This window comes from Gracilimonas mengyeensis (genome assembly GCF_900182705.1).
GTDB lineage: Bacteria > Bacteroidota > Rhodothermia > Balneolales > Balneolaceae > Gracilimonas > Gracilimonas mengyeensis.
In genome coordinates this window covers 328334-355322 of the sequence record NZ_FXTP01000001.1, presented here as the reverse complement: position 1 = coordinate 355322, position 26989 = coordinate 328334, and the positions used below count along the sequence as shown (strand labels likewise).

General features: G+C 45.1%; 24 protein-coding genes. 2 read left to right on the top strand and 22 right to left on the bottom strand.

The features are described from left to right. Positions 1–10: 10 nt before the first annotated feature. From FN815_RS01410 to FN815_RS01375, 8 genes are all read right to left on the bottom strand, one after another. A complete protein-coding gene (locus tag FN815_RS01410) occupies positions 11–3493 on the bottom strand; it encodes an amidohydrolase family protein (protein ID WP_246075096.1) in 3483 nt (1160 codons plus the stop codon). Between the two features lie 244 nt (positions 3494–3737). Next, complete coding sequence (locus tag FN815_RS01405) at positions 3738–6203, bottom strand: DUF5686 and carboxypeptidase-like regulatory domain-containing protein (protein ID WP_142452804.1); 2466 nt, start codon at positions 6201–6203, stop codon at positions 3738–3740. After that, positions 6200–7228 (bottom strand): S66 peptidase family protein, encoded by a 1029-nt coding sequence (locus tag FN815_RS01400; protein WP_142452803.1) that lies wholly within the window; start codon positions 7226–7228, stop codon positions 6200–6202. The genes FN815_RS01405 and FN815_RS01400 overlap by 4 nt, the downstream gene beginning before the upstream one ends. Before the next feature lie 27 nt (positions 7229–7255). Continuing rightward, on the bottom strand, positions 7256–7843 hold the full coding sequence (gene nadD, locus FN815_RS01395; RefSeq protein WP_142452802.1) for a nicotinate (nicotinamide) nucleotide adenylyltransferase: 588 nt from the start codon (positions 7841–7843) through the stop codon (positions 7256–7258). Continuing rightward, complete coding sequence (locus FN815_RS01390) at positions 7843–8667, bottom strand: outer membrane protein assembly factor BamD (protein ID WP_246075094.1); 825 nt, start codon at positions 8665–8667, stop codon at positions 7843–7845. The genes nadD and FN815_RS01390 overlap by 1 nt, the downstream gene beginning before the upstream one ends. Before the next feature lie 19 nt (positions 8668–8686). Then, the gene (locus FN815_RS01385) at positions 8687–9682 is read right to left on the bottom strand and encodes a polyprenyl synthetase family protein (protein WP_142452800.1); all 996 of its coding nucleotides are present in this window, start codon (positions 9680–9682) and stop codon (positions 8687–8689) included. A 138-nt stretch (positions 9683–9820) separates the two neighbouring features. After that, positions 9821–10843 (bottom strand): type 2 isopentenyl-diphosphate Delta-isomerase, encoded by a 1023-nt coding sequence (gene fni / locus FN815_RS01380; RefSeq protein WP_142452799.1) that lies wholly within the window; start codon positions 10841–10843, stop codon positions 9821–9823. Positions 10844–11039: 196 nt separating this feature from the next. Further along, a complete protein-coding gene (locus FN815_RS01375; RefSeq protein WP_142452798.1) occupies positions 11040–11762 on the bottom strand; it encodes an SDR family oxidoreductase in 723 nt (240 codons plus the stop codon). 37 nt (positions 11763–11799) lie between these two features. Between FN815_RS01375 and FN815_RS01370 the strand changes: the two genes are divergently transcribed. Both FN815_RS01370 and FN815_RS01365 read left to right on the top strand, forming a co-directional pair. After that, complete coding sequence (locus tag FN815_RS01370) at positions 11800–12039, top strand: DUF4160 domain-containing protein (protein WP_142452797.1); 240 nt, start codon at positions 11800–11802, stop codon at positions 12037–12039. Then, positions 11999–12265 (top strand): DUF2442 domain-containing protein, encoded by a 267-nt coding sequence (locus tag FN815_RS01365; RefSeq protein ID WP_142452796.1) that lies wholly within the window; start codon positions 11999–12001, stop codon positions 12263–12265. The genes FN815_RS01370 and FN815_RS01365 overlap by 41 nt, the downstream gene beginning before the upstream one ends. 96 nt (positions 12266–12361) lie before the next feature. On the opposite strand, the gene FN815_RS01360 is transcribed toward FN815_RS01365, so the two are convergent. The 14 genes from FN815_RS01360 to FN815_RS01295 form a co-directional block, all read right to left on the bottom strand. After that, the gene (locus tag FN815_RS01360; protein ID WP_142452795.1) at positions 12362–12871 is read right to left on the bottom strand and encodes a DUF2480 family protein; all 510 of its coding nucleotides are present in this window, start codon (positions 12869–12871) and stop codon (positions 12362–12364) included. 97 nt (positions 12872–12968) lie between these two features. Next, a complete protein-coding gene (locus FN815_RS01355) occupies positions 12969–13307 on the bottom strand; it encodes a HesB/IscA family protein (RefSeq protein ID WP_142452794.1) in 339 nt (112 codons plus the stop codon). Between the two features lie 18 nt (positions 13308–13325). Then, the gene (locus FN815_RS01350; protein WP_142452793.1) at positions 13326–13877 is read right to left on the bottom strand and encodes a NifU family protein; all 552 of its coding nucleotides are present in this window, start codon (positions 13875–13877) and stop codon (positions 13326–13328) included. Positions 13878–13895: 18 nt separating this feature from the next. Beyond that, positions 13896–15143 carry an aminotransferase class V-fold PLP-dependent enzyme gene (locus FN815_RS01345; protein WP_142452792.1) on the bottom strand — a complete coding sequence of 416 codons (1248 nt, stop codon included), beginning with the start codon at positions 15141–15143 and terminating at the stop codon, positions 13896–13898. Between the two features lie 341 nt (positions 15144–15484). After that, a complete protein-coding gene (gene sufD / locus FN815_RS01340) occupies positions 15485–16825 on the bottom strand; it encodes a Fe-S cluster assembly protein SufD (RefSeq protein ID WP_142452791.1) in 1341 nt (446 codons plus the stop codon). Further along, positions 16825–17598, bottom strand: a complete 774-nt coding sequence (gene sufC, locus FN815_RS01335; protein ID WP_142452790.1) for a Fe-S cluster assembly ATPase SufC — start codon at positions 17596–17598, stop codon at positions 16825–16827. Before sufC ends, sufD begins: the two co-directional genes overlap by 1 nt. Positions 17599–17721: 123 nt before the next feature. Further along, complete coding sequence (gene sufB / locus FN815_RS01330; protein WP_142452789.1) at positions 17722–19164, bottom strand: Fe-S cluster assembly protein SufB; 1443 nt, start codon at positions 19162–19164, stop codon at positions 17722–17724. Positions 19165–19432: 268 nt separating this feature from the next. Beyond that, positions 19433–20083, bottom strand: a complete 651-nt coding sequence (locus tag FN815_RS01325; RefSeq protein ID WP_142452788.1) for a hypothetical protein — start codon at positions 20081–20083, stop codon at positions 19433–19435. A gap of 218 nt (positions 20084–20301) precedes the next feature. Beyond that, a complete protein-coding gene (gene pta / locus FN815_RS01320) occupies positions 20302–21255 on the bottom strand; it encodes a phosphate acetyltransferase (RefSeq protein ID WP_142452787.1) in 954 nt (317 codons plus the stop codon). A 146-nt stretch (positions 21256–21401) separates the two neighbouring features. Then, on the bottom strand, positions 21402–22271 hold the full coding sequence (locus FN815_RS01315) for an EamA family transporter (RefSeq protein ID WP_142452786.1): 870 nt from the start codon (positions 22269–22271) through the stop codon (positions 21402–21404). Continuing rightward, positions 22271–24004 carry a hypothetical protein gene (locus FN815_RS01310; protein ID WP_142452785.1) on the bottom strand — a complete coding sequence of 578 codons (1734 nt, stop codon included), beginning with the start codon at positions 24002–24004 and terminating at the stop codon, positions 22271–22273. Before FN815_RS01310 ends, FN815_RS01315 begins: the two co-directional genes overlap by 1 nt. Then, a complete protein-coding gene (locus FN815_RS01305; protein ID WP_142452784.1) occupies positions 23995–25215 on the bottom strand; it encodes an acetate/propionate family kinase in 1221 nt (406 codons plus the stop codon). Before FN815_RS01305 ends, FN815_RS01310 begins: the two co-directional genes overlap by 10 nt. 12 nt (positions 25216–25227) lie before the next feature. Continuing rightward, the gene (locus tag FN815_RS01300) at positions 25228–26544 is read right to left on the bottom strand and encodes a BamA/TamA family outer membrane protein (RefSeq protein WP_142452783.1); all 1317 of its coding nucleotides are present in this window, start codon (positions 26542–26544) and stop codon (positions 25228–25230) included. Continuing rightward, positions 26523–26981 carry an NUDIX hydrolase gene (locus tag FN815_RS01295; protein ID WP_142452782.1) on the bottom strand — a complete coding sequence of 153 codons (459 nt, stop codon included), beginning with the start codon at positions 26979–26981 and terminating at the stop codon, positions 26523–26525. Before FN815_RS01295 ends, FN815_RS01300 begins: the two co-directional genes overlap by 22 nt. Positions 26982–26989 lie beyond the last annotated feature (8 nt).

Sequence of the window (26989 nt, the reverse complement as noted above, 5' to 3'; positions counted from 1 at the left end):
AATCACCAACTTACTCTACTCCGGGCAAGCCAATCTCTCCGGGATTGGTACTCGTCCATTCAAAAGGACCGGCGGTAACCTGATCAGGATAGACCTGATCCAGCGTAGTGCCATTGTAAAGGCGACCGTTTTTCATCACCCATTCGATGGTGTTGGTGTTGCGGAGGTCTTCCAGCGGATTCTCGCGTAAGATCACTAGGTCGGCCAGCTTGCTGGCTTCGATGGAGCCGAGGTCGCCGTCCAAACCAATTGCTTTGGCGCCGTCAATGGTGGCCACTTCCAGGGCATCGTGGTTATCCATGCCTCCGGAAGCTACCGACCACAGCTCCCAGTGGAAACCAAGTCCCTGTAACTGCCCATGACTTCCCACACCGGAAAGTCCGCCTGCTTCTTTCAGGTCTTTCTGGAATTCGGCGTGTTTCTTGAACACATGCTCCTCATCGTGGAACCAGCCGGGCCGGCGTCGTGATTTGGAGGCCAGTTCTTCATACGGTGTAAAAGTGCGCAACTTGGCATCATAAAATGGATTCTCGCGGGAATAGAAGTAGTTCTCGGCCCACGGACCACCGTAAGAAACCAGCAGCGTTGGCGTAACCGCCATTTGAGCCTCAGTGGTCGTTTCAATCACATCCTTGTAAATCGGGTAGATCGGGAACGAGTGCTCATGACCGGGGTAACCGTCAATCAACTGCGTCATGTTCAGCTTCCAGTCGAGAGCCCCTTCGGTAGTTGGCATGATGTTTTGCTCGCGTGCGGCCGTCAAAATCCACTGGCGCTGCTTACGGTTCCCTGCCAGGTACATTTTGATGGTTTTGGTGTCGTAGTACTTGCTGTACTGCTTCATCACATTGCGGGCGTGCTCCTGGCTTTTGATATTGTAGGCCCAGTATCCCAGCCCCGGGCCGGTAGAATAAATGCGCGGACCTTCCATCATACCTGTTTCTACCATGTCGGAATATGTCAGTACATCGGTGGTTCCGGTTTGGGGATCGCGGGTTGTGGTTACGCCATACGCCAAATTAGCGGCATAGGCCCAAACCCGTTGCTTATGGATGCCCCAACTGGGACGCAAGTGCGCGTGGGTATCCACAAAGCCGGGAATAACGGTCTTGCCAGATAAATCGCGTGTTTCGGCGCCATCAGGAGCCGTCAGGTTTTCACCCACCTCTTTAATGCGATTGTTTTCAATGAGGATATCACCGTTTTCAATGACTTCATCCCCATTCATTGTGATGATGCGTGCATTTTGTAGCAGAATGGTTCCTTCGGGAATGTCCCGTTCCAGTGTCACTTCGATGTTAAGCTCGGTCGGCTTGTAGCCTTCATCCTCTTCTTTTTCTTCTTCATTCGGTGACTCCTCGTCTGTTTCTTCAGCATCAACTTTGGAATCATCTTCCTCTTCGGTGTCCTCATCCGCTTTTTCTTCGGATTTCTTCTGTTCTTCCTCAGCCTCCTTGGCCGCTTCTACGCTATCCGCATAGGCTTCGGCTTCTTCCAGGTCATAAATAAAATGCCCGGGGCCAATCGACCAGTGTACGTTTGTCGCATCATCTGACCAATGCGGAAACTGTCCGCCGATGGTTGTGAGTTTCTTAGCTGGAAAAGCGGCATTAGCCGGACTTGCAACCGAAATGCTTGGAGCTTCCCCAACTTTTGGTATAGTCACCACATAAATATCATTGTTGATGAGGGCCAGTGCTTGGTCACCTTCTGGGGCCATGGTTACGTTATCGGCGGTAGAAGGCGGATTGTTTTCTTCTGCCTCGTGATTTTCATCGGGGTGAAGGGCATCCGGGCTTGGATAGTTTCTGTTGTTGAAACCGGCTGTAGTAATCCCCGAAATCTTTACATGTTCCTTCTCATCAGTTCCATCCCAGCGTATGGAAAGCAAGGTTCCATTTCCACGGTTCAAGTGAATACGATCGTTGCCTTTCACAAAATGCGGGTTATCACGGCCTTCGCTTTTAGCAATGAAATTAGCCTCACTGCCATCCACATCAACCCAAACCAGTTCTTCGGTAGAGCCAAAGGCAAAAGGCCCGTAAGCACGCTCATAGGAACGATTATCGCCTTTTAGAGCTACAATGCGATCGCTGTTGTACGACCATGCCGGTTCGCTATACAAGCCCGGTGTTTCTGAAATCTTTTCAGGACGAACACGACGGGCATTGGGATTCACTTTATATAGTGCGCCTCCCTCCTCGGCATCATAAGTAGCATATACCAGCCACTCGCCATCGGGCGACCAGGCCGGTTGTGCTTCAATTAAATCAGAATCGGTGAGACGCTTAGGCTCACCATCCGGCAGTTTCTGGACGTATAATTTATCCAGCACGGTAAACGCCAGCAGACTGCCATCCGGTGAAGGTACAGCATCACGGATTTGAGTGGCCAGCATTTCCTTATCATCATTAACAGGATAATCGAAGAACACTTCGGGCCCCATCTCCAGGTGTACATCCACCTCAAAAGGAATTTCGGTTTCTTCTCCACTTTCTATATCAATACTGTAAATCTTTCCGTTGTAGGAAGTTAAAAGCTTCTTGTTATCCGGTGTGAAAGTCATGCCCGGCAGAACGCCCATGGTTGCAATGGACTCCTGATCATCACGCTGAACCGGGTAGGCCAACCATCGTTCATCGCCGGTTTCCATATCGCGGAGCACCAGCCCGGTTTGATCTTCGTAGCGGGAACCGTACACCAACCATTTGCCATCGCCGGAAACGGTTGGGGTGAAAGCCGAGCCGTAACGAGAAGTGATGGTAGAACTTGAACCGTCTTCACGATCGTACTGTCCAAGTTGGTACTGCGGCAGTTGGGCATTGTAATTCCATGCACCGCGTCGTTGTGAGTAATACACGTAACGTCCGTCGGGACTTACGGCAGGATCAATGATTTTTAAACCTTCCGGTTCCCCAATTAGTGCGGTTCCGCTTCCTCCATCTTTATGAAAGAGCCAAAGTTTGGGAGTCAGTCCACCTTTGGAGGCAATCACGTATTCACCGTCGGGGGTCCATTCAGCATTGGTATAGCGAGTGTTGCCGCCTTTGGTTATTTGTGTGATTTCGGAAGTGTCTTCAACATTTACATAGTATAGATCCTCTTCACCGGAAGCATCCGAAGTAAACAAAACGTATTTGCCATCCGGGCTGTAGCGGGGATGGGTATCAAATGCCATGCCGTCGGTTAGTTGTTCGGCCTTCCCTCCTTCGGCTGGAATTCGGTAGATATCTCCCATCAGGTCAAATACAATATGTTGGCCATCAGGACTAACATCCAGCGACATCCAGGTACCTTCGGTGGTGGTAAATTCTACCACACGGCCGGGCTCCATGGGAAGTTCATTGTCAGCTTTGGCAATTTTATTGGTATCGGCTTCGGTAGTATCTTGCTGAAAAGCAAAAGGAGAAGCCATTGTACCCTGAGTTAAAAACAGGCTGAATAGAAATAGTAGCGGGATGCGCCTGTGCATCCGGTTGGTTTTACAGTTCATAGCTTTTATTTGGTTAATTGTAGTTATCGTACCTAAACATAAACCCTTACGGAAGAAACAGTTTTTGTTGCTCATCTTTCCGTAAAAAATTGTTTTAAGGATATCAGTAAACAGTTTTCTCAGGTTAAACTGCGAAAGAAAGATCCAGCTACACCCTTAGATAATAAGGAGAACTATTTTTTTAGAAGCCTGATACCGGATATTCAGTCTAATCCTTTCATCCTGAAATCAAGATAATCTGTGATCAAAATATTATTGTAAAGCCGTAGCTCTCACCAAAATTACCATAGAGCTTCTTACTAAATTCGGCATAGAAAATACCCAGTATCTTCGAGAAGGCTATTCCTACTTCGGCTTGTGCCTCGGATTCGGAGTATGGCAATAAAGGTTCCAGTGTAGCTTTGTCATCCACTACGCCACCCGTTAATACGGTGGAAATTTGGATACCACTTTTGCGGATGAAACCAATAGGAATGCTTCGGGTGACTGAACTCCCAAATTTGTATCGCAGTTTAAGCTGTGATACCCGCTGAACGATAGGCTCACGGTATGAGATGGTGGCGAATGGACGGTAGCGCACGTAGTCATCCACCACAAAGCCGTTGTAGGTAAATAATCGTTGATTTGGAGTCCCGCCATCAGCAGCGCCAAGAATGATGTCGGTTTGGAAGAAATGGGAAGAAAACACCGGCCAGTAGAATTTTAAACCCAACCGGTAGCGATTAAAATCAAAGTCGCTGTCCCATTCTTCAAGCCCCATTTCCCAGACCGCATCTGCCAGCCAGCCAAATTCACGGATGTTATAATCCCGCAGAAACTGGGCACGCTGGTACTTCCGGGTATCATGGTGGAGATGGAGGTACAATCCTTTGTTTCGGCCGGCTTCGGTGGGATGTGCCGGATCGTTATTTAAGAATTTATCGACTTCCAAATCACCCCCAAACAACGAAAAATTAGTAGTGGCAGACAGAGAATTATGATGTTCATCCAGGTACAAAACCCGGAAGAAGGACTCAGGGCGTAATCGAAACCGAAGGCCAGCTTTCCATCCCTCCCGTTCAAAGTAATTGTTCTGTGTGGTTCCTGATAATAAAGCGTACAGGGTTTGCCGGAATTCAAAAAAGTCGAGTGGCGTACGATTGTATTCGTAATCTTGATACTGCTGAACCGTAGTTTTGTACAGCCCAAATTCCGGTCCGGCAAAAAAGCCCCGGGGATAGTGATGGCCGCTGACTTCATAACTGTAAGATTCGTTGCCAAAACCATACCCGCCAATAAGCCGGTAAGTATAATTGGGATGAACCGGACTTCTTAATCCCAAACCAAGATAATGTCCTTCAACGCGATTATAGTGGTAGATGTCACTGATGTTCGTCAGATAAAAATCTTCCAGCTGGTATGGAAGCCTGAAGAAAGCCCGCATGGCGCTCATTCCGGTTCGAACGAGTACATTCTCTTCGGTGTAGTTTTTGGCTGACTCAAGCTGTTGAACATTACTGTTATGCTTTCTCCCGGAGAGGCTGTCCCAGTAACTTTCCTCTTTTTGATGGGCATCCGGCTGGATTTGCGTAGTGTTCAATCCCAGGCGTTCATTGCGAATGCTTCGGTCATTGATCCGATAGTCGGTCCAGCTCCACTCATCGTGATAAAAGATGGGATCCTTGGAGGCCAAAAACTCAATCACGGCAGAGAGTTCAGTGGTTTCGGGCAACCAGAAATCCCCCACCTTGGCGTAACTCTGTTGGTATCTGAGGTTGGATATTTTGAAAGTACCGGTGTTGGTATTGGCATAGTCGTTGAGTTTTACATCTATGCCCAAAATGGCTCCCTGTTCCTCTTGATACCAGATGGTTCCTTCAAAGAGCGGGCGGTTATCGGTTTTGGGATCTACGGTTATTTTGATGGTTCCTGCCGGCCACGTGTTGTCGGCCGGCTCATCCTGCAGATAATAAAACCTACCGGCATCGGATGCTACCGGCCCTGCCACCGTGATATCTTCAGATAAGATACTTAGCGGAACTTCTTCGGCATTGAGGTTGAGAGGTGAGCCGCCGGTGGAGAAAAAATCATATTCGCTGAAAAAGTTATCGCTGGCACGATTGGCATCTATGGTCTCAACATATCGTTCGGGTGATGCCGTGTAAGTTATGGAGCCCGTCCTTTCCGAGAAAGCCATGGGTTCCAGCTCATCGGGTTTAACTTGCTCATGGCTGATACTATCGGGGATTTTACTGAGTATGGCCAGCTTGTACACATTGGCCCGGTAGGCTTTAAGATTAGAATTACGCTGTTCCCGGTTCAGGGCAATTTGCTGCACTTTCTTTTCGGCTTGATTAGCGCTCACTGTCACATCCATCGACACCATATCCGGCCAGAGACTGATATCCTGTGTAGTATGTTCTCCAGACTTGATATCAACGGTAACGGTAGTATCACGATAGGATAAAAAGTGATAACGTATTTGATGGCGGCCGCTGTCCAGCTTTATTTCATACGAACCATCGGCCAAAGAATAAGTGCCCCTACTGGTGCCTTCCAGTATGATATTGGCATAAGCTAAGGGTTCATTTGTCTCCGCATCATACACATGTCCCTTCAAGATTCCGGTTTGAGCTAAGGAAGGTGCATACACGCCCAAAAGCAGGCAAACTAAAACCAACCCACTTTTACATCTCCCCCTTCCCATATCCCGAAATTTAACTCTGCTCATACAACCGCCGGCTCCAAAAGACGAATGGATTTTTTACCGGCATCGATCTCAGCCCGTATTCCAACCGGCAGGGTGATATTGTCATCCTCATGACTGATTAACGCGCCATAGAAGGCCGGAATCTTTAGCGGTTTGAGGTGGTCATTTAGCATTTCCTGCATGGACAAGCTGTTGGTACCTGCCGAACAATCCGTACACTTACCAAATACGAAGCCGGAGATTTCATACAAAATGCCATTCAGTTTCAGTTGTGTCATCATACGATCGATGCGATACACACTCTCACCAATATCTTCCAGGAAAAGAATAGCTCCTTTGAAAGTTGGCAAGTAATCGGAACCCATCATTGAGGTTAAGACGGAAAGATTTCCACCAAATAACTTACCGGAAGCCACTCCGGGAGTGATAGTAAAGGCATCCTTTTCTTCTTTTGGCAAACAAAACTCGGGACTCTCTCCTTTAAAAATCACCTGCTGAAACGCTTTGGTAGTGGTAGGCGTCCAAACGGATTTCCCTACCGGACCATGAAAGGTGATCAGATCACTTTTTTCATATAAAGCCATATGCAGGGAGGTGATATCGCTGAAACCGCAAAATACTTTGGGATGCATCTTAATGATTTCAAAATCCAATAACGGCAGTATTCGGTTGCTACCCCATCCCCCGCGAATACACATGATGCCGTCCACTTCATCATCCTCAAACATATCCATTAAATCCCGGGCTCTTGCTTCATCGGGTCCTGCCAGGTAGCCTCGCTGTTTTTGAACGCTCTCACCTAACTTTAGTGAGAATCCCAGTTCTTCAAGGTTGATCAGCATTTCCTGAAAGACCGAAGACTGGTAGATGGGGCTTGCAGGGGCGACTAAACCAAGGGTGTCGCCGGCTTGTAAGGCTTTAGGCTTAATTTTTTGGGATGATGAGTAGCCTTTATCCGCCAATAGCTGAGTTCCTCTAAACATCCCCGCTCCGGAAAGCAAAGCCAACAAACTTTGTTGCAGAAATTGTTTACGGGTTTTTGACATCTATTGGGGATTTAGCGGAGAAAAATGTTACGTGCTATATAACTGATTTTTTTTAATGATTGCCAATACTTTTTCAGGAACATAGCCGGATATGGATATTCCCTCTCTTTTCCGTTTCCGGATATCAGATGAAGCGGCTTCCAGTGGTTGGTGATCAACAAAGTGAACTTTGGAAAGGATATCGGGATCTACATCATCATGAGACTCACCGGGCCGGTGCGCTACCAGCAGGTCGCATTCTTCCAAAATCTGTTCGTGATGCTTCCAGGTATGAAACTGGGCCAGGCTGTCTTCACCCATACAAAAATAAAAGGTGGTCTCAGGATGCTCTTTTTTCAAATAGCGAACTGTTTGCACCGTATAGGAAGGCTTGGGCAGCTCATTTTCGATGGTACTGATTTTTACTTTGGTAAAATCAGCAAAAGCAGCCTCCAGCATGTTTAGGCGCATCTTGTAATGGCTCTGCTGGTCATTTTGCTTATGCGGCGGATAAGGCGTTAGCAACACCCACAATTCATCAATGTGGGGCGAATCCAAAAATGCTTTGGCGATGGCAAGATGCCCGTTGTGTACAGGATCGAAAGTACCGCCAAATAAACCAACCGAACGGGCCATTAGCTTTGTTCCGGGCTAGCCTCTTCTCCGGTAACAACATCCTGCAGCTTATTTAAGGCCTCATCGTGAAGATTCTCGATTTCGGCTCTCATATCACTTTCAGGGAATAGCTGTAAGAATTTCTCGTATGCTTCAATAGCTTTTTCATACCGCTCCTGCTGTTTGCTAAGAATACTGTTGTCGGCATATGCGATATAGGTTTCAACCTGATCAACCAAAGCGCGTGCAGCCCATTTTGACTCCGGGAAGCGGTCGATAGTCTGGTTCAGGTAAATAATAGCAGCTTCATATTGCTCGGTCCGGATATAGAATTGAGCACCTTCGTAAGTTTTGTGCGCTAGCTTGTTGCGCATTTCATCAATGTAATTGGCTGCTTGTGTTACATATTCTGAATCAGGATAGCGGTTATTGAATAATTGAAACCGCTCGATTGCATTGCGGGTTGGTGTTTGATCTAGTTTATAGCGAGGACTCTGGTGATAATAGCAAAGGGCGGCTTTAAACTCGGCATCTACGCGACGTTCATCTTGCGGATAGTAACTGATGTAACGGTCGTATTCTGAAGCCGCTAACAAATACTGACGGCTTTTAAAATAACTTTCAGCTAAATAGAACTGAGCTTCCTGTCCGTATTCGGTTCCCCGGCCAACGCGTGTCACCGTTTCAAAAGCGTCGGCTGCATCCACGTAGTCTTCATTTTGATACATAGCCATGGCTTTTTCAAATGCCACATCAACCGTATCACCCCGCTTAATCAGAGAATCGTTTTTGCAGGCAGTGAAAAGGAATAGAAATCCGAGAATAAAAAGAAATTTTGATTGCATTGATTGTGTATTCTGTGAATTAATGATCACGATTTTGTAGAAAGTTAAGAAGATTTTGAAGCTCTTGTTTGTATTCCGAATCTGCAAATGAATGCAGCAATTCGCCGGCTTTCTGATAATGCTTTTGTACCTGTGCAGCCACATCATCAAGTACATTCAGTTCCTTCATAGTATCCAATACATGGTCAACACGTTCTTGTGTGGGTTCATTTTCATCCAGCACCTGCCGTATTAACTGTTGTTGTGAAGTATTCGCACGTTCTAACGCAAAGATAGTAAGATATGTTTTCTTGCCTTCAAAAATATCTCCGCCGGGACGTTTGCCAAACTTTTCTGGATTAGCTGTTGCATCCAGCAGGTCATCCTGAATCTGGAAAGCAAGTCCCATTTCAACCCCCAAACTGGCCAGCTGTTCACGTTGTTCTGTGGATGCATGCGCCGCGATAGCTCCCATTTCAAGCGCTCCGCTTATTAAAGCGGCTGTTTTGCCGGATATCATCTCGAGGTATTCATCACGTGTTACCGAATCCCGGTCCACAAATTCCATATCCAGCGCTTGACCTTCACACACGGTAATTACCGATTGCGTGAAAACATCATGTATGGCTGCAAATTCCTCTTTGGAATATTCCTCAGAGTGGCCATAAAAAGCCAACTGCTTGTACGCATCCGCAAACATCACATCACCGGAAAGAATGGCTACATCTTCACTCCACTTTTTGTACACGCTGGGTTCACCTCGGCGGGTTTCAGCGCTATCCATAATATCATCGTGCACCAGGGTGAAGTTGTGTAATATTTCCAGGGCCAAAGCCGCAGGGAGTGCATCATCAACTTTACCCTTGCATAAACCACAAGAGACCAAAGCCAAAATGGGACGTATTCGTTTACCTCCTACCGAAAGTGCATATCGATAAGGTTCATACAAGCTAACCGGAGAGCCTGGCAAATCAAGTGCCTTCAGACCGGTTTCGATCTTTTCTAATAACTGTGTGTGTAAATTGGTTTTGCTCAATGTTCTTCCCGTAGATGAATCAGACAAAGATAAGGAAAATAGGACAGGGTTTTGACAGCTTTTCTGCTTTATTTGGAGTGGGTTGAATAATGCCTAAATATGAGCTCCTGATCAGCTTAGAAGATTGAAATAAAGACTTCAAATTTTCAAAAGATGCGCCTCCGACAACTCCTGCACAGTCCGGCATCCCAAAAGCGTCATGATCAACCTCAGATCTTTCTTCCACTTCCCATACCATTCTTCCAATCCGTCATAACCGTTTTGTTTGATGGATTTGATGACAGGCTGAGCTGTGGCCGCAAAATGAGCACCTAAACAAAGTGATTTGGCGATATCAAATGAAGATCGAATACCACCGGATGCTATAATTTCAAAACTTCGCTCCCATTCGAGTTTGCTTAGCTGACGAATGCAGTAGACGGTGGGTAGTCCCCATTCGTCAAAATCATGATTGGATTGGGTATTTGTCGCCCGGGAATTCTCAACTTTTGCCCAGCTGGTCCCTCCTGCCCCGGCTACATCAATAACTTCCACTCCAGCATTCAGTAACCGTCTTGCAGTGTGTTCAGAAATCCCTGCACCGGTTTCTTTTACAATTACAGGCAGTTCAGTTTGTTGTACCAGCTGTTCAATGCCGTCTAAAATCCCTTTAAAATTACGATCGCCTTCCGGCTGCATGAGTTCCTGAAGCGGATTCAGATGAACGATTACCGCATTGGCTTCTATGGAATCTACCAACAACCGCAGTTTCTTTGATTCAAGTCCGCCAAAAAGCTGAGCCCCGCCAATATTAGAACAGATAAATGCATTAGGCGCTTTCTTTCGAACTATTGAAAAGGTCTCGGTGAGACTTTCATCTTCCAGCATGGCACGCTGACTTCCCACTCCAAAAGGCAAATTCTCAGCCTCACAAAATTCAGCAATAATTGCGTTAACAGGACCAGCTTCTGCATACCCTCCCGTCATCGATGAAATAAAAAATGGAAAATCAAAGGTTCGTCCTAAAAAAGAAGCTTCAGTAGATATCTCCCCGAAGTTAACCTCTGGAAGCGCGTTATGGATAAACCGGAATTGATCAAATCCCGAGGATTGCTGGTATTGCGTGGCTTCGTCGGTGGTAAGCTCTACGTGGTCTTTTTTTCGGTCTCTGATGTCTGTCATGCCGGAAATTGCGACTTAATCGGGAAAAGACAAAATGGGAACACAGATTTGTTGGATTTTTGGATTTCGCAGATTTTTTGGCTCGTTTCTTTCAAACGCGTCATCCCTGCGCAGGCAGGGATCTAAATGTATAAACAGGTCTTATTTTATTACATATTTTGGTCATGTGTGATAAGCCCAAACATTCAATTTAAAATCAGATCAGGTAGCTGCCCGAATTCACGTGAAAGGTTTGGCCGGTGGCGTGGGTGAGTTTGCCTTCTGCCAATAGCAGAGTAATTTCAGCAATTTGTCCGGGTGGGGCAATGGAATCTAGCGCCAGGTCTTTGGTTAGATAATCAGATCCGTACACTTCTATGGAACCCTGCGCCATATCGGTATCTACAAAACCGGGAGCAATGGTGTAAGCCGTGATACCGTGCTTGCCAAAACTGCGGGCGATGCTTTTGGTGAAAGCTACCATCCCTCCTTTGCTGGCGGCATAACTGGCATATTCGCCCGTATCTCCCCGATAGCCCGCCCTTGATGAAATATTGATAAGTCTTCCTTCAATGTCAGCCTTGGTCCAGGTATTCAACGCCCACTTGGAAAGTAAGGCCGCCGATCGGAGATTCACCTGTAAGGTTTTATCCCAATTTTCGAGCCAGTCTTCATCGGAGATATCAAACTGCGCTTCTTCAAACATCCCGGCGTTGTTGATGAGTACTTCAGGAATATTCTCTCCATGGAAAACTCCCTTGAGGTTTTCAACCTCCTCTTCTATAGCCAAATCACATTTTAGATGTGTGTAATGTTGGTTATTGGGAAATGGTGTATTGGAAGATCTGGAAGTACCGGTGACTGAATGGCCTTTTTCCAATAACAATTCACAAATGGAGTGGCCAATGCCGCGTGAGGTGCCGGTGATTAATATGTGCATGCTTGATTCGTTAGTATTTTGAAGTTAGATTGAAAATATGAGCCCAACAGTATTCAGATTCAAAGGATATAGATTCTTTTTCTTTTCAAGAGAAGAAGATAGAATTCATATCCATGTAATTCATGCTGAAGGTGAGGCTAAAATATGGATTGAGCCACAAATAGAAATTGAGACTTCTTATGGATTAAATTCAAAGCAGCTAAAAGAAATCCTTGAACAAGTAAATGAGCATGAAAATGAAATCAGAGAAAGCTGGAACAACCATTTCAGAAGCTAAAACAGAGATAACAAATATCTCATCTCATGGAATTTGGCTTTTTTACGACTCTAAAGAATATTTCTTACCCTTTGATCAGTTTCCATGGTTTGAAAAGGCAAATATAAAGGAAGTGCTAAATGTAGAGAATCCTTCCCAGGATCACTTCTACTGGCCGGACTTGGATGTAGATCTACACCTTGATTCCATCAAAAATCCAGAGAAGTATCCCTTGATAAGCAAATAGTTTAAAACCAATATTTTAATGATAATAGGATTACCTGAATTTTAACCCAACAGAAATTAATCCCTAAATCCATTCATCCCACAAATCTGTGATCCCTTAACCCCGCCAAACCGGCACATTAGAACAAGCTTCCCCGTACATAATTTTCTTAGCCCGTTTCATGAGTTTATTGGTGGCGTGCAGATAAATGGAATCCGGCACGTGCACGTCGCCGCATCCTTTTAACAGCACAAACTTATCCTGGTACTGATCCCAGTCTACATCATCAAGGGCACGTTGGTAGAGTTGGTATTGAAAGGCATCTTTGCGTCCCTTAAACACTTCTTTGGCGTATTTTGAAGCTTGAGCCGTAATCAACATCCATGCCCATGGAGCGATGATGGCATCCGTGCTGCAGTACACGCATAGGTATTTCCCTTCAAACTGGGACCAGTCAAAATCTTTAATCTGCTGACGAAAATCTTTCTCCTTCAGCAGTAATTCCTGAAACAGAAACTGCTTGATATCCAGCTCTTCAATAGGCGTAGCATCATGGAATTTCTGCAGATCTATCGTGACGAGCTTCGTATTCTGCTGTACTTTATTGACAATCGTATCTTCAGACATAACCGTTTTGATATGTCATCCTGAGCGATAGCGAAGGATCTCGTTTATTCAAAAAGATTCTTAGCTAAGGCTCAGAATGACAATTATAAAATGAAACTTATATGGAAAAGGATTCTCCGCAGGAGCACGTACGGGTGGCGTTGGGATTCTTAAAGTGGAACCCCTGCCCTTCTAATCCTTCCGTATAATCGAGCTCAGTTCCCGCCAGATAAAGAAAGCTTCTCATGTCAACTAAGACCTTCAATCCGTCGACATCAAAGATTTTATCGTTCTCCTCGGGCTGTACATCAGAATTAAATTCAAGGTCGTAGGTTAACCCCGAACATCCACCGCTCACAACTCCTACCCGGAGAAATGCATCATCCGGCACATTTTGTTCTTTGCGGATTAAATTGATGCGTTCCGTAGCTCGTTCTGTAATGGAAAGTTCATCCATGATACTGCTCCAAATGAATTATACTGATACTACCTGAATTTTAGGATCGATGCGCTTCACCATGCTTTCGATGGCGTACAGCGTTCCGGTTGTAGCCGTTGGGCACGTTCCGCAAGCTCCCTGGTAGTGTACTTTCAGTCGATTTTCTTCCAGACCAAGCACTTTCAATCCACCGCCGTCAGCCAGCAGGTAAGGACGTACTTGCTCGTCCAGCATTTGGGTAATTTGTTGCAAACGGGGATCGTCCGAACCCTGTACTTCTTTACTCAGGTGTACATCGGTATCGTCCTCTTCCATGGTAAGCGGTTGAGCTTCGCGAATAGGCGGAGCCAGTTTACGGAGTAATTCCGACCAAACAGCTTTACCGTCTTGCGTTACCGTTACATATTTATCCACGTAGTACACGTTGATTACGTTATCTACGTCAAATAATGCAGACGCCAGCTCATCGCCTTCGGCTTCAGCAGCACTTTCAAAGGAACGCGTAGTTCCGTTAGTCAGTGGTTCAGCCAGCACAAAGCGCATAGCATCTGGGTTTGGGGTGCGTTCTATTTCTTTAATTTTAGCCATTTCAGTTCTCCTTTATTATCAAAAAAATTCTTTTACGTATTTAATTCCTTCAGCCAAACGGTCAATATCTTCTTCATTGTTGTAGAAAGATATGGAAGCACGGGCGGTACCGGGGATTTTAAACCGGTCCATAATGGGTTGCGTGCAATGATGCCCCGTTCGTACCGCTATCCCTTTCTGGTCCAGGATAGTGCCCGCATCGGTTGGGTGAATGCCCTCTAATAAAAATGAAATCACCGAAGCTTTATTGCGGGCCGTTCCCACAATTCGTAATCCGTCGATCTCGTTCAATTTCTCCGTTGCATAATCCAGTAACTCTTGTTCGCGAGCGGCAATGTTCTCCATGCCTATTTCATCCAAAAAAGCAATGGTTTCTGCAAAACCCACCCCGGCCGAAATCGGTGGGGTTCCCGCTTCAAACTTGTGAGGAAGATCATTCCAAGTGGTTTTCTCGAATGTCACCTTGTCGATCATATCTCCTCCCCCACGATATGGAGGCATCTCATTCAGCAATTCCTTTTTACCATATAAAATGCCGAAGCCTGTAGGACCACACATTTTATGAGCCGAAAAAGCATAAAAGTCAGCGTCAAGTTCCTGAACATCAATTACAGAATGCGGGGTTGCCTGGGCGCCATCTACCAAAACCGGAATATCCTTAGCGTGCGACGCTTCAATAATCTCTTCTACCGGATTGATGGTTCCCAACGCGTTGGAAACGTGAACAACGGCCACCATCTTGGTTTTGTTAGAAAGCAAAGCATGGAACTCATCCATCAACAACTCCCCTTCGTCCGTCATAGGGATCACTTTAATCGTTGCTCCAGTCAGCTCTGCCACCATTTGCCAGGGAACAATATTGGCGTGATGCTCCATAGCCGTAAGCAGAATTTCATCCCCCTCTTTGAAGTGTTTCCGGCCATAACTCTGGGCTACCAGGTTGATGGAATCCGTTGTGCCGGTAGTGTAAATAATCTCTTCTTCATACCGCGCATTGATGAACTTTTGAACCCGCTTACGAGCCAGTTCATAGGCATCCGTAGCGTACTGGCTTAAAGAATGAATGCCACGGTGCACATTAGAGTGCTCGTTAGCGTGATATGCATTGATTCGATCAATGACCCGCTGAGGCATCTGGCTGGAAGCCCCATTATCCAGATAGACCAAAGGCTGGCCGTTCACTTCCCGCTGTAGCACAGGAAATTGTGCCCGGTTGGCTTCCCAATTGATATTGGTTTTATTCTCTGTATTCAGGGTTTCTTGCATGATAATAGAATATCAAGTGTTTAGGTATCAATCTCGAAACTTATCTAGTCTCGGAATAGTCTCTCCTTGAGGAGAGTACGGCTTTAGCCGGGAGAGGTGTTAGTGCCAAGGAATATTTTGGTTTATGCCTGCAATATGATCCTTGGCTTACACCCTCCGCCAGACTTCACATTCGTTCAATCGGGCACCTCCCTCAAGGGAGGACTTCATTAAACAATAATTCAACGCTGTCAGAAATCACACATCGCTCCGACGCAGAGCGCAGGAGCGAGTGCAATTAATGGAATTTCTTCAAACAAACTCGCTACGTACGTTCTGCGTAGTAGCGGAAGTAATGTTTGCTAATCTTTACCAACCGCAACAAATTCTTCGTCGCGAGAGGTATACTTAACAACTTCTTCCAGCAATAACTTGTGTACTGATTCAACTTCCATCGTCTCGATACTTTCGAGCGTAAAAGCATAAACCAGTAGTTCACGCGCTTTCTTTTTGGTCAACCCACGACTGTGCAGGTAAAATACCTCATCTTCATTCAAGTGACCAATGGTGGCACCGTGTGAACAAAGCACATCATCAGAGAAAATCTCAAGCTGTGGCTTTGTATTCACCGTACCGTTTTCAGAAAGCAACAAGTTTCTGTTTTCCTGGAAAGAGTCAATTTTCTGGGAATCTTCCCGTACAAAAATCTTACCGTTGAAGATGGAGTGCGCATTGTCATTCACTACCACTTTGTGAAGCTGGTGACTTTTCGCATGCCAGTGTCGGTGATCAATAGCCGAATGCGTATCAGCGATTTGTTCGCCATCAATCAGCACTAAACCATCAATGGTGAAATCTACTTCTTCATCATTCTGCACTACCCTCGGATCGTTGCGGAACAACTTGGCTCCAAGACAAATAGTGTAGGAATGATATTCAGCGTATTTGTCCAAATGGGCAAGCGGACGGGAAATATGGTTCGCCTTCTTGCTGTCGCGCTGAATACGGGCATGGTGAACGTGCGCGCCTTCAAATAATTTGAATTCGTTTACCGTCACGTTCAGGTACTCGTTTTCAACTAATGCGATGTGCTCTTCCACGATGGTAGCTTTGGAGTACGCTTCCCCAACAAACAACACACGCGGAGTGGCATAAAAAGCTTTTTGAGCATCGGTGAAGATGTTCAGGATGTGAATCGGCGCTTCTACCTTTGTTTCCTTAGGTACATAGATAAAGGTGCCGTCTTTGAAATTCGCATCGTTCAATGCAGCAAAAACGTCCTGATCCTGGTCATAATTGGTGTATTTACCCAAGTGCTTTTGGAGGATCTCGTTGTCTCCATAAGCCGCCATATTACCCACAATTACCTCTTCAGGAATATCTTCGGTGGAGGACAACTCGGTATTAAATTCGCCATTCACAAATACCAGCCGGCTATTTTTTGCCTCCGGCAGATAATGCTTGCTAATGTCTCCCACTGGCTCTGCCCCGGCATCTGCTACCGGCACAAAATGGTTGCGACTGATGGATCTCAGATCGGTAAATCTCCAATCTTCATCCTTTTTTTTAGGAAAAGGAAATTCGGAAATATTTCCGGCTCCTTTCTCATTCACTCCAGCGATCGTCGGAATGTTGGATACCGTCCCGAAATCGCCGTCCAAAAAATTCAATATGGTTTCTTTTTCTTTAACTGCTACACTCATTACTGAGCCTCTCCGTTTACAGAAAATTCTTTTTCCAATTGCTCGTAGCCCTGATCTTCAAGTTCAAGAGCCAGCTCTTTGCCGGCAGATTTTACAATCTTACCATTCATCATCACATGTACATAATCTGGAGTGATGTAGTTGAGCAAACGCTGATAGTGCGTAATAAGCACAATGGCATTTTCCGGGCCGGCAATTTTGTTGATGCCATCAGAAACAATTTTCAGGGCATCAATATCCAATCCGGAGTCGGTCTCATCCATGAAAGCCAGCTTAGGATTCAGCACGGCCATCTGGAATACCTCGTTCTTCTTCTTCTCACCACCGGAAAAACCAGTGTTGATACTACGCTCGAGGAATTCGTCTTTCATGTCAATCACTTCAAGACGCTCTTTCAAATAATCGTCAAATTCGAGCGGGTCCAGTTCTTCACGGTCATTTTCGCGAGCGATGGTATTATAAGACTCGCGCAACAATGTACGATTGGTGATTCCGGGAACTTCAATGGGATATTGGAAAGCAAGGAACATTCCAAGGTGAGCTCTTTCATCGGCGTCTAATTCGGTTACATCTTCGCCTTCAAAAAGGATCTCTCCTTCGGTAACCTCATATTCCGGATGGCCGGATACTACTTTGGCCAGCGTACTTTTACCACTTCCGTTTGGACCCATAATCGCATGGATCTCTCCTTTGTTGATGGTGAGGTTTACACCTTTGAGAATCTGTTCGTCTTCGCCCTCAACCGAGGCATGTAAGTTTTTGATCTCTAACACGTTTCTGTTCTTTTTGTCTTTTTTTGATTGTCTAATTTGTTCAGGGAATGTTGAATTTTAGATTTTGAATGTTAAATGTGTGCTCTGTTACATTTAACATTCAGCATTCAACATTTAAAATTTCTATCCAACACTACCTTCCAGCTTCACATCGAGCAGGGCGTTTGCTTCGGTAGCAAATTCAAGGGGCAGCTCTTTCAATACTTCTTTCACAAATCCATTGATGATCATGGAAATCGCATCCTGCTCGCTGATTCCACGCTGCATCAGGTAAAAGATTTGCTCTTCACCTACACGTGAAGTGGAAGCCTCGTGCTCTACACTGGCTGTTGGGTTTTTGGATTCAATATATGGGAAAGTATGCGCTCCGCACTCCTGTCCAATTAACATGGAATCACACACTGAGTAATTACGAGCGCCATCAGCACCTTTATTGATTTTCACTTCTCCGCGGTAGCTGTTATTGGAACGACCCGCAGAAATACCTTTAGAAATAATAGTACTCTTGGTGTTTTTACCAATGTGAATCATCTTGGTGCCGGTATCGGCCTGCTGTTTTTTGTTGGTTACAGCAACAGAGTAAAATTCGCCAATGGAATTATCGCCCTGCAAAATCACACTTGGGTATTTAAGCGTTACGGCTGAACCGGTTTCAAGCTGGGTCCAGCTAATTTTTGAATTCTTGCCTCGGCAAGCACCACGCTTGGTTACAAAGTTGTAGATACCGCCTTTTCCTTCTTCATCACCGGAATACCAGTTCTGAATAGTGGAGTACTTGATCTCGGCATCATCCATAGCTACCAACTCTACCACAGCTGCGTGCAGTTGGTGCTCATCGTACATTGGAGCCGTACAGCCTTCCAGGTAGCTCACATGAGAATTATCTTCTGCGATGATGAGCGTACGCTCAAACTGCCCGGAATTCATGTTGTTGATACGAAAATAGGTAGAAAGCTCCATCGGGCACACGGTGTCTTTCGGCACGTAGCAGAACGAGCCGTCAGAAAATACGGCTGAATTCAATGCTGCGTAAAAGTTATCACGTGCAGGAACTACAGAACCCATGTATTTTTTCACCAATTCGGGGTGATTCTGAATGGCTTCTGAAATGGAGCAGAAGATAACGCCTGCTTCTGCAAGCTTCTCTTTGAAACTTGTAAATACCGATACACTATCAAATACGGCGTCAACAGCCACACCTGCCAGTTGTTTCTGCTCTTCTAAAGGGATCCCAAGCTTATCGTAAGTCTCTTTGATTTTGGGATCTACGTCATCCAGGCTGTCTAATTTCGGCTTATTTTTTGGAGCTGAATAGTACTGGATATTCTCGAAATCAGGCTTCTCATAAGTGGCATTGAACCAGTCGGGTTCTTCCATCTCCTGCCATGCACGGAAAGCCTTCAGGCGGAATTCAAGCATCCACTCCGGCTCCTCTTTGCGTGCCGAAAGCTCACGGATGATATCCTCATTCAGTCCTGTGGGAAAATCTTCATATTCAACATCGGTGGAAAAGCCATATTTGTACTCTTCCCCAATCATTGATTCTAATGCTTGCGTCTCGCTCATTAGCTGTAGTTGGTTTTAAAAATTTGTCTTTGTGGCTTTACGAAAAAACAACCTTCTAATTTCTTGCGTTCGTTGTTTTTCTAGCCTATTTAGAACGAGTTCAAATATACAAAATCTACCTCTCATCCCTAAACCGAAATGATTGAGAATTTCTATTACAGCAATCGGCAGGTAATTATCAGCAGTTGAAAAATAGCTTACAGACTAAGGCCGGGTTCAGTAGCTGCTTGAGGCCCAATACTTCGTTAATGAGAAGACATCTATAAAATCAGAAATTATAGCTTACCCCGGTCCCAAAATGAAAGAAAAGCATGTCTGTATCCTCTGGATAAATCATAAAACCCATTTCCGGACGAACGGTAAAAGAATTACTGAAAATGCCCAGGCCAATATTAAACGCTAAAGCATCGTCTCGTAAAGCATCAGGAGAATCCTCAAAAACAAAAATGTATTTACCAGAGGTGTTTACTTCGAAATCTTCTGAAACCGGAAAAGTGTATAGCAGCGTAGGTTGTATTTCAAAGGTTTCATCGGTTTCTAATCTATCCCCAAAATCAAAAGCAAAACCTATGGGAACATATAAAGCCATCTTATCTCTAATCAGGCTGATCTTCGGTCCTACTCCCACCGCATAGTATTCAAAGTTATCTCCGGACTCACCTGACAGATTCAGGTTTTCAATTCTGAAACGTATATCAGCGGATTCGTTGAGGCCCATTCCAAATTGAACGCCAATGTTGGTTTGATGGTATTCATTGTCTCCCTCTCCTGCATAATTTACCCCGGATATGTTGGCAGTAACTTCCTTATTCCCTTCACCCAAAGTACGAGCACTTTGAAACTCAGAAAATACAGTTACACATCCGTTTGCAGAAAACAGCAACACCCCTAAAACCAAAAACTTGACTCTATTCTTCATCTGACCTTTTATTTTTAAAATGATTGAAAGATTGTAAGAAATATCTGGTCAAAATTCTTCAAAAACTTATCCCAATAAGGAATAAATAGAAGCATTTTTAGCTACAGAGTAAGTAAAGCGTGTATAAACAGAGAGCCAATTATTTTTGGCTCTCTGTTCTATAAATTTAGCAGTGGTGACAAAGTGATAGTATAGCAGATAATAAGATAATGCTTACATCAAACTTCACACATCAAAGCACTTACGCAAGCGGTATTTACAATATCTTCCCAGCTGCAACCACGTGAGAGGTCCATCATGGGTTTGGCGAGGCCTTGAATGATTGGGCCCGTAGCGGTAGCCCCAGCCAGACGTTCCGTGATTTTATAGCCAATATTACCAGCATCCAGATTAGGGAAAATAAAAACGTTTGCTTTGCCCGCTACTTCTGAATCAGGTGCTTTGCGCTTGGCAATTTCCGGAACGATGGAGGCATCAAATTGCAGCTCGCCATCTACGGGAAAATCCAGATTGTGGGATTTAACAATTTCCAGTGCTTTGGTCACCAGCTCAATGCGCTCGTGAACCGCACTTCCTTTGGTTGAAAAAGATAGCATAGATACTTTTTGATCCTTCCCGGTCACTTTCTTGTGCGTTTGAGCTGAGTCCATCGCGATAGTAGCCAGTTGCTCAGAATTTGGATAAGGCACTACCGCACAATCACCATACGTGAACACGCGGCCATCATCAAAACTCATCAAAAACGTACTGGAAACCACATTGGAGCCTTCTTTGAGCCCCACGGCTTGAATAGCTGCCCGCAGCACTTCTCCGGTTGTTGAAACAGAACCTGCAACGGCGCCGTCAGCATCTCCGGCTGCAATCATGGAAGCAGCAAAATAAAGGGGATCTTTAACGGTCTTTACGGCTTCTTCTCTGGTGATGCCTTTATGCTTTCGGCGCTCATAGAAAGCATCGGCATATTTTTTAAGGTTATCGTCTGTTTCGGGATCAACAATAGTGAGTTCTTCCGGAATGACCGCTCCCTCGTTTTTAATAAGAACAGGGCGAACCAGCTTCTCGTTATGCAGAAATTCTGCGGCTTGTATCACACGTGGATCAGAAGAGCGTGGTAATACAATAGTTTTTAGTGATGATTGTGCACGATTTCGAATGTCCTGTATAATATCCATTGTTTAGCTAAGTGTGTTTTATTTCGACCTATGGTTTTGAAAACTGTGTTCTTGAGACCTCATAGAGTTATGTTCAAGACACATCGTAAACTTCCCTATTTAACTTAAAGTTTTTATGAACTTAAGTTGGTGGGCTACTCCTCCCTTCAACCTAACAACAAAAATATAGAAACAACAGCCATAGCCAGCCCGGTCCATTGCTTGCCAGAAGGTTTATCATTCCAGAACCAGACCCCAATAAACGTGCCGAACACTACCAGACTGACATTTACCAAAGGGAATACTACGGAGCCCGGCATCATTTTTAGGGCATATAGTAAAAATATAGACGAATACAGGTTTACAAGCCCGGCCACCACACCATACATCGCTTCTTTCCAAGTAATTTGGTATTCACCCCGTTTGAGCAATACCAGTCCACCGATTAAAAAGGAAACCAGAAAAATACCGGAAACAAATAAGTCCTCAGATATCTGCGCTGAAAACAACCGCTCATATACCTTCATTCCGGTATCGGCCACACCGGTCATCACAAATATGAGTACAGGCAACCAGGCATCGGAAACGCCGGAAATGCTTTTTGTGCGTATACGCGGTACCATCAAAAGTAGAGAAGCTAAGGCTACTAAAATGCCGATATAACGAATGCTTACCAGTTGTTCCCCAAATACAAACAGGCTCACTCCAATGGGAAAAACCAGTGACATCCGCATGGCGGCTATGCTCACTCCCATCCCCACCCGGTGGATAGATTTGCTGTAAACCAGCAGATTGGCAATAAATACCAAGCCCAATAATAGTACGGTTGTAGTTACTCCCCAACCAAGATTTGCTGTTTCTGGAAAAAAGGAAGTGCCTCCCCATTCCGGGGCATTCCACAAACTGATGAGGCATCCGGCCGCATAATTGCTAACCAGCACATGCAGTACACTCAATTTCTGGTTTTCAGCCAGTTTTAAGATTTGGGCCAAAATGAGTGAGCAACCAATACTTAAGGCAATGTAGATCAATGCCATCAGTTCACAATTTCCAGCTGATTGTTACCAAAAAGTATCGGGGTTTGGGGGCGTTCGTAGAGGCTGCGGGATATAAAGGTAACATTACGATCCAGGTAACTCATGATATCCGATATGTACGTATTTCCATTTTTGAAGGCATCAGCCAGGAAATAGGTAAAAATACTATGGCGTTTTTGATCACCGCCGGGGGAAGAGTAAATTCCTGATTGTTGATTCAGGATTGAACTGAATATGACTGCAGATGATGGGTTTTGAGAGATTAATGGTTCAACGGTCTCTTGTAATATCTCATCATCCTGAGCAAAATTGAAGAAATCGAAATCAGCAAATACGATAATCCGACCATTTTCTATAGCACCCAGCTGTTCAAATAGCCAATGAAGGTTTATTGACTTAGGGGTGTCGTCGGTGTATTCGGGACCGGCAAGATGAAGTTGATCATCTTTTAAAACTGTAAAGCCACCAAGGTATACATACAATGTATGAGAAGAATCCGATGCGGCTGACTGTAAACGCCGGATGCTCCGGGCTACCATCCCCTGACTTGAGGTATTGGTTATTGTTGCCAGGAAATTATCACGAACCCTAAAGGCATTCTGAAAGTAAGCCTCCATAAGCTGTACATCACGTTGCCCATAATTTTTCTCCGAAAAAGCACCATCATACCTGAAATTAGATAAAATAAGGGCGCTTGATGAGCTATTATCTTCAGCTAAGACGGGGATATCCTGTTCTACATCTACACTGCCAAAAGGAACGTTGGGAATTGCAATTACGGAAAGGTCCGATGCAAAATCAGAAGGACGCCAAATGGTTCTCACATCATTTGCAGCAATCCAGGTTTCCGAAATTCCATATAGAACCTTAAACCAGTCCCCTTGTCTGGAAACAAGTTTAAGCTGACTGCCTTCAGCCAGGTCGTTGAGCACATTGTCCGGGTTTACCTCAGGTTCATTCCGTAAAGCGGTGAGCGGTTTATCTACTACTACAAACCGTTCAAAAACAGAAGCAACCGGTACTTCTATGATTTTCTGTAGTGTGTCGTAAGTGGCTTCAACTACCAGGTTTTCTGCAGGCTCTTCCTCAAAAATAGAGGCATCGATATTATCTGCCAGATTGATGCTTAGCCGGTTCCCATCAAACGGCCAGTTATCACTTTGAATAAGCATATCACCATTGTACCGAACCCGAAGACGTGCCGTTTCTTCCTGGTAAGGATCAGATGCTAAGGTATCAACCTCGGTCTCGGTGCCGGTTTGGCGAAGCAAACGGCTTTCTCCTGTTTTCTTGGGTTCTCCCACCGGTTTCATATTGAGGAAAGAAACACCGGTGAGCAAAGTCCCTGCGCCCATCAGGGCATAACGCTGAGTATCCGTAGGCCGGGATAACAACTGATCAGAAAAGGCTGCGTAATAGGAAAGCCCTGCCCCTGCTGCCCCAAGTAATACGTAGCCAAGGCGTGGACGATACTGCTGTACATATCGTTCTGTTTGAACCCGTTGGGTGTATTCGTAAGTATTTATCCTGTAGAGGTCAAAATACGCTAGGGGTTGTTCCGGGTTTATTCCGTTAGTGCTTTGTAAGAGATACCGGGTATCAATGATTTCAAAATCTTCGGTATCCCGGGCTCCCTCATCCACTACCGTCCAGCTGGTGACCGAACAGCCCTGGATGAGTAAAGCCAGGATTAAAGAAGTGAGTGCAAAATAAGCGCGTTGATTTAGGCCCATGGTGTTTGTTTGGATGCCGTCGCAATTTTGGCGGCATCAATCGCTATTACCAGTTCTTCGTTGGTGGGTATAACGTGTACTTCGGCCTTAGAATTATCCGTATGGATTTGGGTCTGTCCTTTTTCAAGGTTAGCATTGCGTTGCGGGTCTACTTCAATACCAAGGTAATCCATCTCCTTAAGCACTTTTTCGCGGATAGGTGAAGCGTTCTCACCAATACCTCCGGTAAAGATGATGGCATCTACCCCATTCATGGAAGCAACATAGGAGCCAATATACTTACGAATCCTGTAGCAGAATACATCAATGGCTTCCTGGCAGCGACGGTCGCCACGGTCAGCTTCTTCCAGTAAATCACGCATATCGGCAGCAAAACCACTCAGGCCTAACAGACCACTGTGTTTATTCAATAATGCATGAACGTTTGCGAGAGATAATTCTTCTTTCTCTATGAGGTAGAACAAGATAGAGGGATCGATATCGCCACTTCTGGTTCCCATAATCAGCCCTTCCAAAGGTGAAAAACCCATACTGGTATCGTAGGATTCACCATCCTTTATGGCAGCAATAGAGCAACCGTTACCCAGGTGACAAGTAATAATTTTGGAACCTTCTTTGTCTTTATCAGACAGGTTGTAATACTTGCGGCTCACGTAATAATGTGAGGTTCCGTGAAACCCGTATTTACGAATTTTGTAGCGTCGATACAGGCGGTTTGGAATTCCATATAAAAAGGCATGTTTGGGTATGGAGTGATGGAAGGCTGTATCAAATACCGCTACGTGAGGTACATCCGGCAAGTGCTTTTTAGCTGCACGGATACCATCCAGGTTTGGTGGGTTGTGCAACGGTGCAATATCAAAGGCCTGCTGGATGGCTTCTTCCACATCTTCATCAATAAGAACGGAATCTTTGAAGGTCTCTCCCCCGTGTACCACGCGGTGCCCTACGGCTTCAATTTCATCCAGGGAATGCAGGTGATCGTTATCAGCCTCCAACAACAGTTCCATAATGGTTTTGAGCGCGGCCGCATGGTTTTCAATAACCATGGTTTTCTTCACCGGCTTCTCATCCTTGAATTCCTGTTTGATAATTGAAGTTACGGCTCCAATACGTTCAACCAGTCCCTTACAAAGGCACTCCTGATTTTCGGTATTAATAAGCTGGTACTTGATGGATGAACTGCCGCAATTGATGACCAGAATTTTCATGACAATAATGAGTTAAAATGAGATTAAAGCTCCAATTCCAATTAAGTGGCGGAATTCAACATGTGATTCTCCTCCGCCCGGATGAGAAAGCCAGAATGGTATATCGTATCGGATAAAAAGGCCACGATCTTTACCCAAATAATCGGGAATGTTTATGGATAGCTCAAAACCTGCTCCTGCATCACTTTTTTGTGCATCAAACAAGTTGCCACCTCTTCGTTCAGGCATGGTACCGACATCATAAAACATATAACTCCTCATCGCTAAGAAGTCTCCAAGAAAAGGGATAGATTTTAATTTTTTATGAAGAGGGTTTGGATAATCCAACTCGGCATTTAAGCTGAGTACAGCATTTAGTAGATAATAATCGCCAGCACCTATACCCTGAATAAAAGCATTACTCTTCAATGCTTTTACATCCTGATTCAAATAGCCCCTCAAATTAGGGCCTCCGGTAAACTGAACAATCCCTTCATTCATCATACTTATGGGTATGGTACCCTTTGCTCTTGATAAACCATGATCTAGCCAACCAATCATGGATTGCATGCTGGATAAATAAGAATACTGATAGGGAACGTCTTTGTTTGCCATCCCAAAAAATGACCTAAAATCCAGCTTAAAACCGCTGCCTAAGACAATCTGTTGCGTTATTTCTGCATCAAACCGTGTGAATGAAGGCAGAACCTTTTCATTTAGTTGCTGTTTGAAATCAAGATCAATCGAATAGGTTCCCAAAAGATTCTGCTGGTGTAACAACAAGCTCGCATTCAATAAATGAATTTGCTCTTTAACTCGTGGTCTCGGCCCGGTCGGGCTGTCAAGGGGCAGGTCTTGGTTCACATTAAAAACCCAATGCTCAGGAAATTGCCGGTATTCCTCATCAAACATTTTTTCAGTGCTGAGCCCGGTGCGGAATTCCACATATTTCAGTTCATCAAAGCCAAATTGCCATCGCTTGTTGAAATACAAGCCGTGCTTGCTGAAACCGGTACGTACGCTGGTTTCCAGCTGCAGGCTGCCTTCACTCCCAAAGGATGAGATAGAAGGAATCGGTTCGGTAAAAGAGAAATAATAGGATACCGGCTGATCCGGAAACCACGTTCCCAACCACAGGCCCGCATTTAGTCGGTGCGGTCCATCATTAAAACTTCCTTCCATCTCGCCCCGGACGCGGACGCCTACCCTGATGCCATCCACATCGTTATACCACAGATCTGGCACAAACTCCAAACTGTAATCATCCCCGTAATCTTGAGAAGATTGAGCAAGCCCGAAGGCAGGGATCAGGCAAAAAAGTAAGGCGATCAGGAGATGTCGATGTTCCACTCGGGCAGGATTTCAAGAAATTCATCGGTTAAAATATCATAGGTCAGCTTGATAAGCCGCCGTTGCTCGGGCCAGCTGATGAAAGGCGCCATCCCTTCCACCCCTATCCATTTGTATTCACTGTGTTCGTCATCTAAAACGATGTCCGCTTTTGCATCAATTTCGGCAGCAAAGGCCGGAATTGAATGTATGGAATCGGTCTTGGCTTCATAAAACTGATTCACTGAGGGAATTGTCCAAAAATTGGTTGGAGTGATCCCGGTCTCTTCTTTAAGCTCACGGAGGGCTGCTTCCCAATAGGCTTCACCCTCCTTCACTTTCCCGCCTACCATCCGCCATTGATTGGCATATATCTTACCAGACGAACGTTTGAAAATAAGAAACAGCGGAACGCCATTCTTTATTTTGTAGGGATAAACGTCAATGAGCTTTTTCATTGTAGCCG